13 protein-coding genes and 1 tRNA gene are annotated in these 12,244 nt (G+C 67.9%); 10 read left to right on the top strand and 4 right to left on the bottom strand.

The annotated features are described in order from the left end of the window. Positions 1-11 precede the first annotated feature (11 nt). Positions 12-1,475 (bottom strand): NAD(P)-dependent oxidoreductase, encoded by a 1,464-nt coding sequence (locus FRZ61_RS01130; RefSeq protein ID WP_151114556.1) that lies wholly within the window; start codon positions 1,473-1,475, stop codon positions 12-14. Positions 1,476-1,849: 374 nt separating this feature from the next. Here FRZ61_RS01130 and FRZ61_RS01125 point away from each other — a divergent pair, with 374 nt between their 5' ends. Next, the gene (locus tag FRZ61_RS01125) at positions 1,850-2,647 is read left to right on the top strand and encodes an undecaprenyl-diphosphate phosphatase (RefSeq protein WP_151114555.1); all 798 of its coding nucleotides are present in this window, start codon (positions 1,850-1,852) and stop codon (positions 2,645-2,647) included. A gap of 102 nt (positions 2,648-2,749) precedes the next feature. Here FRZ61_RS01125 and FRZ61_RS01120 read toward each other — a convergent pair whose 3' ends face one another. Continuing rightward, a complete protein-coding gene (locus tag FRZ61_RS01120) occupies positions 2,750-3,694 on the bottom strand; it encodes a complex I NDUFA9 subunit family protein (RefSeq protein WP_151114554.1) in 945 nt (314 codons plus the stop codon). Between the two features lie 210 nt (positions 3,695-3,904). Between FRZ61_RS01120 and FRZ61_RS01115 the strand changes: the two genes are divergently transcribed. The 9 genes from FRZ61_RS01115 (at position 3,905) to ptsN (ending at position 11,228) form a co-directional block, all read left to right on the top strand. Then, positions 3,905-3,989 (top strand) — tRNA-Leu (locus FRZ61_RS01115). Between the two features lie 96 nt (positions 3,990-4,085). Further along, positions 4,086-4,718, top strand: a complete 633-nt coding sequence (locus tag FRZ61_RS01110) for a ribonuclease D (protein ID WP_151114553.1) — start codon at positions 4,086-4,088, stop codon at positions 4,716-4,718. A gap of 229 nt (positions 4,719-4,947) precedes the next feature. Then, positions 4,948-5,982, top strand: a complete 1,035-nt coding sequence (locus FRZ61_RS01105; RefSeq protein WP_151114552.1) for a KpsF/GutQ family sugar-phosphate isomerase — start codon at positions 4,948-4,950, stop codon at positions 5,980-5,982. A 44-nt stretch (positions 5,983-6,026) separates the two neighbouring features. Then, on the top strand, positions 6,027-6,695 hold the full coding sequence (gene lptC / locus FRZ61_RS01100) for an LPS export ABC transporter periplasmic protein LptC (RefSeq protein WP_151114551.1): 669 nt from the start codon (positions 6,027-6,029) through the stop codon (positions 6,693-6,695). Beyond that, positions 6,692-7,636, top strand: coding sequence for an LptA/OstA family protein (locus FRZ61_RS01095; protein ID WP_151114550.1), 945 nt, complete (start codon positions 6,692-6,694; stop codon positions 7,634-7,636). The genes lptC and FRZ61_RS01095 overlap by 4 nt, the downstream gene beginning before the upstream one ends. An 85-nt stretch (positions 7,637-7,721) precedes the next feature. Next, complete coding sequence (lptB, locus tag FRZ61_RS01090) at positions 7,722-8,507, top strand: LPS export ABC transporter ATP-binding protein (RefSeq protein WP_151114549.1); 786 nt, start codon at positions 7,722-7,724, stop codon at positions 8,505-8,507. A gap of 11 nt (positions 8,508-8,518) precedes the next feature. Continuing rightward, positions 8,519-9,910 carry an RNA polymerase factor sigma-54 gene (rpoN, locus tag FRZ61_RS01085; protein ID WP_151114548.1) on the top strand — a complete coding sequence of 464 codons (1,392 nt, stop codon included), beginning with the start codon at positions 8,519-8,521 and terminating at the stop codon, positions 9,908-9,910. A gap of 180 nt (positions 9,911-10,090) precedes the next feature. Continuing rightward, positions 10,091-10,678, top strand: a complete 588-nt coding sequence (gene hpf / locus FRZ61_RS01080; RefSeq protein ID WP_151114547.1) for a ribosome hibernation-promoting factor, HPF/YfiA family — start codon at positions 10,091-10,093, stop codon at positions 10,676-10,678. A gap of 88 nt (positions 10,679-10,766) precedes the next feature. Beyond that, positions 10,767-11,228: a PTS IIA-like nitrogen regulatory protein PtsN gene (gene ptsN, locus FRZ61_RS01075; RefSeq protein WP_151114546.1), complete on the top strand. Its 462-nt coding sequence runs from the start codon at positions 10,767-10,769 to the stop codon at positions 11,226-11,228. A gap of 131 nt (positions 11,229-11,359) precedes the next feature. On the opposite strand, the gene FRZ61_RS01070 is transcribed toward ptsN, so the two are convergent. Further along, positions 11,360-11,602: a DUF1150 family protein gene (locus FRZ61_RS01070; RefSeq protein WP_225309045.1), complete on the bottom strand. Its 243-nt coding sequence runs from the start codon at positions 11,600-11,602 to the stop codon at positions 11,360-11,362. Position 11,603: 1 nt separating this feature from the next. Then, entirely contained in the window at positions 11,604-12,092 is a 489-nt protein-coding gene (locus FRZ61_RS01065) for an Hsp20 family protein (RefSeq protein WP_151114545.1), read from the bottom strand. Positions 12,093-12,244 lie beyond the last annotated feature (152 nt).

Below are 12,244 nucleotides of genomic sequence, written 5' to 3'. Positions count from 1 at the left end.
TCCCGCTCCCGCTATTCCGCCGCCGTGGCGCTGAGGCCGGCTTCCTTGGCCATCAGGTAGCGCTGGATCGCGGCCGCGGCGTCGCGGCCGTCGCGGATGGCCCAGACCACGAGCGAGGCACCGCGCACGATGTCGCCCGCGGCGAAGACGCCCTCGAGGTTGGTCGCCATGCGCTTCCAGTCGAGCTTGACCGAGCCCCAGCGCGTGAGCTCGAGGCCCGGTGCGCCCATCGCCTCGGGCAGGTTCTCCGGATCGAAGCCCAGCGCCTTGATCGCCAGATCGGCCGGCAGATGGAAATGCGAGCCCTCGATCGGCCGCGGCTGCTGGCGCCCCGTGGCGTCGGCGATGCCGAGATGGATGCGCTGCGCGCGCAAGCCGGTGAGCTTGTAGGGATCGGCGTTGCCGGAGCCGCCGACAAAGGCCTCCGGCTGCGCCAGCCAGACGAACTCGACGCCTTCCTCCTCGGCATGCGCGACCTCGCGCTGCGAGCCCGGCATGTTGGCGCGGTCGCGGCGATAGAGGCATTTGACGGAAAGGGCGCCCTGGCGCACCGCGGTGCGCACGCAATCCATCGCCGTGTCGCCGCCCCCGATCACCACCACGTTCTTGCCGCGCGCATCGAGCGCGCCCGAGGCGAAGGCCGGCACATGGTCGCCCAGCGAGCTGCGGTTGCTGGCGGTCAGGTAGTCCAGCGCCGGCACGATGTTGTGCAAGCCCACGCCCGGCGCCTGGATGTCGCGCGCCTTGTAGACGCCGCAGGCGATCAGGATCGCGTCATGGCGCCGGCGCAGCTCCTCGAGCGAAGCGTCGCGGCCGACCTCGAAATTGAGCGTGAAGGTGACGCCCGCCTCGACCAGCAGGGCGGTGCGGCGCTGCACCACCTCCTTCTCGAGCTTGAAGGCGGGAATGCCATAGATCAGCAGGCCGCCGGCGCGGTCGTAGCGGTCATAGACCGTCACCTGATAGCCCTGGCGGCGCAGCTCCTCGGCCGCGGCGAGGCCGGCCGGGCCGGCGCCGACGATGCCGATGCTCTGGCGGCGCTCGCGGCGCGGCCGGACCGGCTTGACCCAGCCCTTCTCCCAGGCGGTGTCGGTGATGAACTTCTCGATGGCGCCGATCGTGACGGTGCCGTGGCCCGCCTGCTCGATCACGCAATTGCCTTCGCAGAGCCGGTCCTGCGGGCAGATGCGCCCGCAGATCTCGGGGAAATTGTTGGTGGCCGAGGAGGTCTCGTACGCCTCCTCCAGCCTTCCCTCGGCCGCGAGCTTCAGCCAGTCGGGGATGTTGTTATGGACCGGGCAATGGACCTGGCAGAAAGGGACGCCGCATTGCGAGCAGCGGCTGGCCTGGTCGGCGGCCTCCTCGGGCCTGAATTCCCGGTAGATCTCGTCGAAGTCATGGCGGCGCAGCTCCGCCCCGCGCTTCTCGGGCATGGCGCGGCCCAGAGTCACGAAGCGCAGCATTTTGGCCGTCATGGCGTCCCCTCCCGGCTCCTGCCTTGCGGCCAACCCGGGACTGGGCCGGCCGCGAAAGGGCAAGGGAAGCGACCTATAGGGCATCAACCGGCGGAAAGCGAGGGGTTTTTCGAGTTTAAGACAGTCTTACTGTCATATTTATGACGCCTAGCGCCCCTCCCTGGCCGATTTGACGCCGGGCTCCGGTGCGATTCCTCAATATTAGTTCCAAAATGAGACTATATACGGCGGGCGCGTCGCTTGGGTTCCGAAGTCATTGATGATAACCCCTCTTTTGCCGGTGCCGAGCCCGCGTCCGAGTCGCCGGCAGAAGCAGTCCGCACCGGCCGGGGCCCGGCTTGGGCGTGCTCGATCCAGGGGGAGAGCCTTCCACCGTGAGCCTGCTGCAACTCGTGGTCCTGGCCGTCGTCCAGGGCATCACAGAATTCCTGCCCATCAGCTCCTCCGGTCACCTCATCCTGGTTCCCCATTTCTTCAACTGGCCCGACCAGGGCCTGGCCATCGATGTCTCGGCCCATGTCGGGACCCTGGCCGCCGTGCTCATCTATTTCTGGCGCGATGTCGCGCGCATGGCGGTGGGCTGCGCCAAGCTGGTCACGGGCCGTTTCGATGCCGGCGCCAGGCTCGCCTTCTACCTGATCGTCGCCACCATCCCGGCGCTGATCGCCGGATTCCTGGCCGAGCATTACGGGCAGGACTATCTGCGCCATGTGGAGGTGGTGGCCTTCGCGATGATCGGATTCGCGATCGTGCTCTTCCTCGCCGACCGGGCCGGCGCCACCGTGCGGCGCGTCCAGGACATGACGATCGGCCAGGCGCTGATCGTCGGCCTCAGCCAATGCATCGCCTTCATCCCCGGCACCAGCCGCTCGGGCATCACCATGGTCGCGGCGCGCTTCATGGGCTATGAGCGCACCGAGGCCGCGCGCTTCTCGTTCCTGATGTCCATACCCGCCATCGCGGCGGCCGGCCTGTGGGAGGGCATGAAGCTCGCGCGCCAGGGCCTCGACGCGCCCTGGGGCGCCGCCGGCATCGTCGCCGCGCTCTCGGCCATGACCGGCGTCTTCGCGATCGCCTTCATGATGCGCTGGCTGCGCAATGCGGGCTTCATGCCCTTCATCCTCTACCGCCTGATCCTCGGCGGCGCGCTGATCGTTTATCTGTATTTCTGAGGATATTGCCGTCGAAACGAAGCCGCGGCGCCGGCGCGCGCTCCCATGGTCATCTCCGCGAAAGCGGGGATGACGGCAGAGCGGTGAAATGACGGCTTGGCGCTATGCCAGCCGCATATGCCGTCCGCCCGGCCGGTAGCGGGCGAGATAGGTCGGCAGGATCAGCTCGAGCGCGGTGGCATCGATGCCGAGCTCCTTCAGGCCCGGCATGCCGGCGCCCACGACATTGTCGCGCTTGAGCAGGCGCACCTGGTCGAGCGTCAAAGGCGGCATGGGCAGGAGCCCGAGGAGGGCGCCCTGCAGGCTCGCGAGCGCGAAGGGCACCGGGATCAGCAGGCGCTTGCGCTCGATCTCGCTCAGCATGAGCTCCATCAGCTGGCGGAAGGTCCGGATCTCCGGGCCGCCGAGCTCATAGGTCTGCCCCAAGGCCTCCGGGCGCTCGATCGCGGCCATGACCGCGTCGGCGACGTCGCCGACATAGACCGGCTGGAACTTCGTATGGCCGCCGCCGATGAGCGGCAGGGCCGGGGACATCCGCGCCATCTGCGCGAAGCGGTTGAAGAACTGGTCCTCGGGCCCGAACACGATCGAAGGCCGGAGCACCGTGGCCCGCGCGAAGGCGGCCCTGACCGCCGCCTCGCCGGCCGCCTTGGTGCGCGCATAGGCCGCAGGCGAGGCCGGGTCGGCGCCGATTGCCGAAATCTGCACGAAACGGCTGGCGCCGGCCTTGGCCGCGGCCGCGGCAGTCCGGCCCGCGCCTTCGACATGGACCGCGTCGAAACGCTGCGGGCCCGCCTGGTAGAGCAGCCCCACCAGGTTCACGACCGCATCGGCCCCCGCCACCGCGGCCTCGACCGAGCCCTGATGGCGCAGATTGGCGGCCACGGGCGTGATCTGGCCGACATCGCCCAGAGGCTTGAGGAACAGCGCCTCGTCCGGCCGGCGGACCGCGGCCCGGACCATCCAGCCCTGCTTGGCCAGGCGCTGCACCACATAGCGCCCGATGAAGCCCGAGCCCCCGAAAACCGTCGCCAGCCTGCGCGCCATCGCTCCCTCGACCCCGTCCTCGACCGTCCCATGGGACAGATCCTTGCGCCGGCGGCCGGAACCCGCTTGAAGCGGGCCTGGCGGTGCGGCGAGGACTGCCTTCCGAGCCGGCACTATAATGAAGCCGAATCGGGCGTAGCAGCCGGAAATCGCGGTTGACTTTGCGAGGCCCGTGATGAAAATCCCGGCCTTCAAAGCTGCCTATAAGATGCCCAGGTGGCGGAATTGGTAGACGCGCAGGTTTCAGGTACCTGTGGGGCAACCCGTGAAAGTTCGAGTCTTTTCCTGGGCACCATTCGCCGGCTCGTGACCCGAGCCCGGCGCCCCGCCCCCGCTTCGGCCGGGCCGGCCCTTCGTACCCAACTGACCCTCGCGCCAGGTTGACAGCGCCATGCCCCAGCCGACCATCGAGCTCCATCACGGCGACCTGCCGGCGGGGCTCAAGCTCGGGCCCGTCGTCGCCATCGATTCCGAGACCATGGGCCTGATCCCGGCCCGCGACCGGCTCTGCCTGGTGCAGCTCTCGGACGGCGACGGGGTCTGCCATCTGGTCCAGTTCCCGGCCAAGCCGGCCGGCGAGCGCCAGGAAGCGCCGAATCTGGCGCGGATGCTGACCGATCCGGCGACCCTGAAGCTGTTCCATTTCGCGCGGTTCGATATCGCGGTCCTGCGCCGCACGCTGGGCGTGGTCACCCAGCCTCTCTACTGCACCAAGATCGCCTCGAAGCTGGTCCGCACCTTCACCGACCGTCATGGACTCAAGGATCTGTGCAGGGACCTGCTCAATATCGAGCTGTCCAAGCAGCAGCAATCCTCGGACTGGGGCGCCCCCGTCCTGACCCAGGAGCAGCTGCGCTACGCCGCCAGCGACGTGCTCTACCTGCACCAGCTCAAGGCCAAGCTCGACGAGATGCTGGCGCGCGAGGGCCGCACCGCGATCGCCGAGGCCTGCTTCCGGTTCCTGCCCACCCGCGCCGATCTCGATCTCGCCGGCTGGGGCGAGGTGGATATCTTCGAGCACTGAGAAGCTTGCGGGTAGGTTACGGCGAGACCGGCTTTTCCGGCGGCGGCGAGACGCATAGGGTGCGTGGGCCAAAGGCTGCTAGGATTTGGCTCGAGAATCGGGCGGCCCGCCGGATTCGCCGGACCGGACCGTGAATGACAGAGGGGCCGGGACAGCAGGGGGCAACGCCCTGTTCCGGCAAGATTCCGTCGGCCGGATGCCGGCGGCAGCGAAACGAGGTCTGATCGACATGACGCGCCAAGCCCACCCGGACGCGGCCCTGCGACCCAATGCGCCCCAGGGCGCGCCGAAGAAGCGGGCTGGCGACGATCTGACGGTGGCGCGCCGCGTCCTGTCGCAGGAGGTCGCCGGCCTCGAGGCGCTGGCCCAGGCGCTGGGCCCGAGCTTCATCGCCGCCCTCGACCGGATCGAGGCCGTGCCGGGCCGCGTGGTGGTGACGGGCATCGGCAAGAGCGGCCATATCGGGCGCAAGATCGCGGCCACCATGGCCTCGACCGGCACACCCGCCCTCTTCGTCCATGCGGGCGAAGCGAGCCACGGCGATCTCGGCATGATCACGCGCGAGGACGCGGTCCTGGCGCTGTCGAACTCCGGCGACACGCCCGAGCTCGCCGACATCATCGCTTATACCCGCCGCTTCGCCATTCCGCTGATCGCGCTGACCAGCCGTGCCGACAGCGCGCTCGCGCGCCAGGCCGACGTGACGCTGCTCCTGCCGCGCGCCGAGGAAGCCTGCCCGATGGGGCTGGCGCCCACCACCTCCACCACCATGATGATCGCCATGGGCGATGCGGTGGCGGTGGCGCTCCTGGAGCGCAAGGGTTTCACGGCGACGGGCTTCCGCGAGCTGCATCCGGGCGGCCAGCTCGGCAAGCGGCTGCTCTCGGTCGCCGATCTCATGCATGCGAGCACGGAGCTGCCGCTGGTGACGCCAGGGACGCGCATGGGCGACGTGCTGCTCGAGATGACCGCCAAGCATTTCGGCTGCTGCGGCGTGATCGACAAGAAAGGCCGCCTGGTCGGGATCATCACCGACGGCGATCTGCGCCGCCATATGAGCCGCGATCTCCTCGAGGCCACGGCCGAGACGGTGATGACCCCGCATCCGCGCACCATCCGCCCGAACGTGCTGGCGGTGGAAGCGGTGCGGATCATGAACGGCGACGAGCAGGAGCGGCCGATCACCGTGCTGTTCGTGGTCGAGGAAGAGCGTCCGATCGGCATCCTCCATATCCATGACTGCCTGCGCGCCGGCGTGGTTTGATGGCGCGCGAAAGACGACCTGCGACCGGCACGGCGGAGGGCTGAATGGCCGAGGAAGCGATGGCGAGACTGGACCGGCCCGCGCGTCCGCGGCCGCGCGACCGTCGCCATGTGCGCGACTACAGCCGTTTCGTGACCGCGATGAAGTTCATCCTGCCGATGCTGGCGGCGGGGCTGATCGCGCTGCTCGCGGTGTGGTCGCAGATCCGCATCGAGGACGGCCGGTTCCGCATCGGCTCGGCCGACATCGCGCCGACCGACATCGACAAGCTCAGCATGGTGAACCCGCGCTTCCAGGGCATCGACGAGCAGAACCGGCCCTACACCGTCACCGCCGCCGAGGCCAGCCAGGTCAAAGGCAATGACGACCTGATCGACCTGGTTCGCCCGCAGGCGGACATCACCATGCAGGACGGCACCTGGCTGTCGGTCTCGGCCAATGCCGGCCGTTACCAGCGCTCGACCAAGCATCTCCAGCTCAACGGCCAGGTCAGCCTGTTCCAGGACCAGGGTTACGAGCTGCATGTGGACGCGATCGCGGTCGATTTCGTCGCCGGCAACGCCATGAGCGACAGCGCGGTCACCGGCCAGGGACCGACCGGCGAGCTCGCCGGCGAGGGCCTCAGGGTCGCCGACAAGGGCGCCGTGATCCAGCTCACCGGAAAATCGCGCGTGCTGCTCTATCAAGGCGCCAAGCCGGAGCGGATCCCGTGATCCGCATCCACGGCCGCGGCACCCCGGCGGAACGCGCGCTCGCGGCCGGCGCCCCGCGCCGCCGGTTCCTGACGCGAAGCCTGGGGATGCTGCTGGCAGCCTCCGCCTTCATGCTGCCCAGCCGGCGCGGCTGGAGCGAGGGCACCGCCACCGCCACGACACCCACGCCCGATCTGCCGGGCGCCGGGCTCGATCTCTCGAACTCCTCGGCGCCGATCGAGATCGAGGCCGACGATGGCATCGAATGGCGGCGCGACGACAAGGTCTATATCGCGCGCGGAAACGCACTCGCCCGGCGCGGCGACCTTCAGGTCAATGCCGACGAGCTCAGGGCCTTCTACCGCGAAAGCGCAAAGAACAGCAGCGACATCTACCGCGTCACGGCCGAAGGCAACGTCCTGCTCACCTCGAGCAACGACAAGATCTGGGGCGACAAGGCCGTCTACGATCTCGACCAGGGGTCGCTGATCGTCACCGGCCAGAACCTGCGCGCCCAGACAAAGAAGCAGACCGTGACCGCCCGCGACAGCCTCGAATATTGGCAGAAGCAGCTGGCGATGGTGGCGCGCGGCGACGCCATGGTGGTCGAGGCGGACCGGCGGGTGAAGGCCGATCTCCTGACCGGCTATTTCCGCAAAGGGGCCGACGGCAAGACCGAGCTCTATCAGCTCGAAGCCAAGGGCCATGTGCGGATCTGGCGGGGCGAGGACTACGCCCAGGCCGCAACCGCCGTCTACAACCTCGATTCGGATGTAGCCACGCTCGATGGTTCGGTTAAGATCACGCGCGGCCAGAATCAGCTCAACGGTGACCGTGCCGAGTTCGACATGCGGACCGGGGTCAGCCGGCTTCTCGGCCAGCCGGGCACAGGATCGCGGGTCCATACCTTGATCTTCCCGGACCAAGGCCAGACTCCCGGATCGAATCCGCCGGCCCCCTAGGCACCGGCATTCGTCCGCCAATGCCCGGCGTCGAGGCATGAAAGGGCCTCGCCGGCGACCCGAGGTCCGATCTGCAAGCGAGACGATGAACGAGACAAGCTTCCCCGACCATAACCGCGTTGCCCGCCTGAACGGAGGCGAATCCTCCGGCGACGGGCTGATCGCGATGCATCTGGGCAAGCAGTTCAAGAAGCGTCCCGTGCTGCGCGACGTCTCGATCTCGGTCCAGCGCGGCGAGGCGGTGGGGCTGCTCGGCCCCAACGGCGCTGGCAAGACCACCTGCTTCTACATCATCACCGGGCTGATCGCGGCCGACACCGGCCGCGTCGTGCTCGACAGCCACGACGTGACCTCGCTGCCGATGTATCGCCGCGCGCGGCTCGGCATCGGCTATCTGCCGCAGGAGGCCTCGATCTTCCGCGGCCTCACCGTCGAGCAGAACATCCGCGTGGTGCTCGAGGTGGCGGAACCCTCGCGCGAGGTGCGCGAGGCCAAGCTCGAGGAGCTGCTCTCGGAATTCTCGATCGAGCATCTGCGCTCGGCACCGGCGATCGCGCTCTCCGGCGGCGAGCGCCGGCGCTGCGAGATCGCCCGGGCGCTGGCTTCGGATCCGAACTACATCCTGCTCGACGAGCCCCTGGCCGGCATCGACCCGATCGCCGTGACCGACATTCGCAACCTGGTGTCGCACCTCAAGGACCGCGGCATCGGCGTTCTCATCACCGACCATAACGTCCGTGAAACTTTGGACATCGTCGACCGCGCCTACATCCTTCATGAAGGTTCGGTCTTGCGGGAAGGCTCGCCTTCCGAGATCGTGAGCGATCCGGATGTCCGGCGTGTTTACCTGGGCGAAAGGTTTAGTCTTTAACCATTAGGGCCATGGCAGTCACCCAACGCCTTGATCTGCGGCAGTCCACCTCGCTGGTGATGACGCCGCAGCTACAGCAGGCGATCAAACTGCTTGAGCTCAGCAATCTCGAAGTCGCCGCCTATGTCGAGCGCGAGCTTGAGCAGAACCCGCTGTTGGAACGCGACGAGGACGAGCCCGCGCTCGCACCGCCGCGCGGGAGCGCGCTGCCTGCGCCGGACAACGGACTGAACAGCGCGCTCTCCCGCAGCCGCACCGGCAGCGGGACGGGGACGCGCGACGGCAATGACGGCCCGCCGATCGAGGAGACGCTCGCCAACGCGATCGACTTGCGCGAGCATCTGACGACCCAGCTCACGCTCGACATCCAGGATCCCGCCGACCGCGCCATCGGCCTGGCGCTGATCGATACGCTCGACGAGGCGGGCTATGTCAGCGGCGAGCTCGAGCCCGTCGCCGAACGGCTGGGCTGCGACACGGCGCGCGTCGAAGCCGTGCTGAAGCGCCTGCAGCAGTTCGATCCGCCGGGCCTCTTCGCCCGCAATCTCAAGGAATGCCTGGCGCTCCAGCTCCTCGACCGCAACCGCCTCGACCCGGCGATGCAGGTGCTGCTGGATCATCTCCATCTTCTGGCCCAGGGCGACCGCGCCCGGCTGATGCGGCTCTGCGCCGTCGATGCCGAGGACCTGGCGCAGATGGTCGCCGAGATCAAGGCGCTCGATCCCAAGCCGGCGCTGGCCTTCGACGCGGCTCCCGTCACGCCGGTGACGCCCGACATCCTGATGCACCGCACGCCCGAAGGCGGCTGGGTGGTCGAGCTCAACAACCAGACCCTGCCGCGCGTGCTGGTCAACCAGAGCTACTATTCGCGCCTCATCAAGGGCGCGCGCGGCAAGGAAGACCGCGACTATATCGTCACGCAGATGACCTCGGCGAACTGGCTGGTGAAGTCGCTGCACCAGCGCGCGGTCACGATCCTGAAGGTGGCGACCGAGATCGTGCGCCAGCAGGACGGCTTCTTCAGCCACGGCGTGCAGCATCTGAAGCCGCTGATGCGCCGCGACATCGCCGCCACCATCGGCATGCATGAAAGTACCGTCAGCCGGGTCGCGGCGAACAAATACATCGCCACCCCGCGCGGGCTCTACGAGCTGCGCTTCTTCTTCTCCAACGCCATCGCCGATACCGCCGGGGGCGAGAGCCATTCGGCCGCGGCCGTCAGGGCCCGCATCAAGAGCCTGATCGAGTCCGAAAGCGAGGTGCTTTCCGACGACCGGCTGGTGCAGCTGCTCAAGGCGGAAGGCGTGGATATCGCCCGGCGCACGGTCGCCAAGTACCGGGAATCTCTCAGGATTCCGTCATCCACAGAGCGTCGCCGTCAGCGCGTCTTGCGCGTCGGCTAGAACGCGTTATATCGAAGGCCTGGGTCGAAGAGCCGCGAGCGGCCGGCCACTATTGACAGGGTCGGGGGGCCTCCCTAACTTCCCGGCCTTCGCGGTAGGGCCCCCTCGTTCAACGAAAGACAGGGCCGGAACGGCCGGCAGGGCCACGCGACAGATCTTCCGGACAAATTTCGAACGCTCATGCAGCTGACCGTCACCGGCAAGCAGATCGATGTTGGCGATGCCTTGCGCCAGCATGTGGCGGAAAGCCTGGAGTCGATCCTGGAGAAGTATTTCGGCCGGGCGACCGATGCCGGCGTCGTGTTCTCGCGCGAGGCCCATCTGCTGTCCGTCCAGGTGACGGTCCATATCGGCCGCGGCATCGTGCTGGCGAGCGAGGCCAAGGCCGATCAGCCCTATCCCGCCTTCGACGAGGCGGCCCAGCGCCTGGCCTCGCGCCTCAGGCGCTACAAGACGCGGCTGCGCGATCATCATCGGACCGAGATCGAGGCCGAGCGGGCGCGCCAGTATGTGGTGGCGCCCGGTTCCGACGAGGCCGATGCCGGCGACGCCGAGGCCGTGCCCCGCGATGGCGGTCCGCTGATCGTCGCCGAGATGGCGGCCGAGGTCCCGACCTTGACGGTGAGCGAGGCGGTGATGCGTCTCGACCTCGCCAGCCAGAGTGCCATGTTGTTTCGCAATCGCGCTCACGGGGGATTGAACATGGTCTATCGCCGCGCGGACGGCAATTTCGGGTGGGTTGATCCGGGCCAGGCGGCCCGGAACTGACAGCCCGGCATTGGATGCCCGGAACCAGACGGCCCGGAACCAGATAGACTGCCGACCGTTGGCCCTACTTCCCAGATCGGGGGATGCGATGGAGATTACGGATTTGCTCTCGCCCGAAAACGTGATTGCGAACCTGCGTGCGAGCAGCAAGAAGCAGGCCCTGCATGAGCTGGCGCGCCGCGCCGCCGAGCAGACCGGCCTGCATGAGCGCGCGATCTTCGACGTGCTCCTGGAACGCGAGCGGCTGGGCACCACGGGTGTCGGCAACGGCATCGCGATCCCGCATGGCAAGCTGGCCGACCTGAAGCGGCTCTATGGCCTCTTCGCGCGGCTCGACCAGCCGATCGATTTCGATTCGATCGACGAGCAGCCGGTGGATCTGATCTTCCTGCTGCTGGCGCCGGAATCGGCGGGCGCCGATCACCTGAAGGCGCTGGCGCGCGTCTCGCGCCTGCTGCGCGACCGCGCCACCTGCGAGAAGCTGCGCGGCGCGGACCAGCCCGCGGCCCTCTACGCGCTTCTCACCGAACCCACCGCGCACGCGGCGTAAGCCATCTTATGAATCTCCTCCCCCGTCTCCGGGGGAGGATCAAGGAGGGGGCTGCTCGGTATCGGACAGCGCGCCATCCCCCTTCCTAACCTTCCCCCGGAACGGGGGAAGGGACAGATTGCTCAGACCATTCAATGCAGCCCGACGGGCTCGAGCTCCTGCTCGTGGATGAAGGCCAGCGCGACCTCCCGGGTGGGCGCCACGCCGAGCGTCTTGCCGTTGGCGGCATGGACTGCGAAGCCCGGCTGGCCGTCGATGACGACGGCACGCAGATAGGCCACATCGGCCAGGCCCAGCACGGCCAGGTCCGCATCGCTCATCTTCGGCGCACGATCCGCGCGCGGGGCGGTGTCATGGTTCTTGTTCGTGTTCATGTTACTCGCGCTCCTTGCGCTGGTTCCGGGCCTCGGACCGCTCAGCTGCCGTGGTAGCAACCTTGCGGGGGTCCGCCGAGTTCCCGTTGCGGATGGCGATCTGCTTCACTTCGTTCTCGATGGTCGGGCGGCGCAGATCGATATGGAGCAGGCCGTTGTCGAGATGGGCCCCGGTCACCTCCACGCCTTCGGCCAGCACGAAGCTGCGCTGGAACTGGCGCGCGGCGATGCCGCGATGGAGATAGACGCGGGTCGCGTCGTCCTGCTGCTTGCCCCGGACGGTGAGCTGGTTGGCCTCGAGCTGGATCTCCAGCTCCTCGAGCGCGAAGCCGGCGACCGCGAGCGTGATGCGCAGGCGATCCTCGCCGATCTGCTCGATGTTGTAGGGGGGATAGCCCTCGGCCGACTGCTTCGAGATCCGGTCTAGCGTGCGCTCGAAATGATCGAAGCCCAGGAGCAACGGGCTGTTGAACAGGGTCAGGCGTGTCATCGGACTTGGAGCTCCTCCTCATGAGCGAGCCGTCATTTGCGATCTCGCGGATGTCCCGGGCCTTCCCATGAAGCATCCCGAACCGCCATCGGCCTGCCGCGTGCAGCGCCGACATTGACCTATTTGGGAAACCGCCGCCCCGGCTTCAAGGG

This window comes from Hypericibacter adhaerens (assembly GCF_008728835.1).
GTDB classification, from domain to species: Bacteria; Pseudomonadota; Alphaproteobacteria; order Dongiales; family Dongiaceae; genus Hypericibacter; species Hypericibacter adhaerens.
The sequence above is the reverse complement of the archived record's forward strand: the minus strand, read 5'-3'. Positions and strand labels throughout refer to the sequence as shown.

Bases quoted from the DNA above. Each gene is read 5' to 3' on its own strand.
- FRZ61_RS01130 (WP_151114556.1), bottom strand. From the start codon at position 1,475: ATGACGGCCAAAATGCTGCGCTTCGTGACTCTGGGCCGCGCCATGCCC.
- FRZ61_RS01120 (WP_151114554.1), bottom strand. From the start codon at position 3,694: ATGGCGCGCAGGCTGGCGACGGTTTTCGGGGGCTCGGGCTTCATCGGG.
- FRZ61_RS01110 (WP_151114553.1), top strand. From the start codon at position 4,086: ATGCCCCAGCCGACCATCGAGCTCCATCACGGCGACCTGCCGGCGGGG.
- FRZ61_RS01105 (WP_151114552.1), top strand. From the start codon at position 4,948: ATGACGCGCCAAGCCCACCCGGACGCGGCCCTGCGACCCAATGCGCCC.
- lptC (WP_151114551.1), top strand. From the start codon at position 6,027: ATGGCCGAGGAAGCGATGGCGAGACTGGACCGGCCCGCGCGTCCGCGG.
- lptB (WP_151114549.1), top strand. From the start codon at position 7,722: ATGAACGAGACAAGCTTCCCCGACCATAACCGCGTTGCCCGCCTGAAC.
- rpoN (WP_151114548.1), top strand. From the start codon at position 8,519: ATGGCAGTCACCCAACGCCTTGATCTGCGGCAGTCCACCTCGCTGGTG.
- hpf (WP_151114547.1), top strand. From the start codon at position 10,091: ATGCAGCTGACCGTCACCGGCAAGCAGATCGATGTTGGCGATGCCTTG.
- ptsN (WP_151114546.1), top strand. From the start codon at position 10,767: ATGGAGATTACGGATTTGCTCTCGCCCGAAAACGTGATTGCGAACCTG.
- FRZ61_RS01070 (WP_225309045.1), bottom strand. From the start codon at position 11,602: ATGAACACGAACAAGAACCATGACACCGCCCCGCGCGCGGATCGTGCG.
- FRZ61_RS01065 (WP_151114545.1), bottom strand. From the start codon at position 12,092: ATGACACGCCTGACCCTGTTCAACAGCCCGTTGCTCCTGGGCTTCGAT.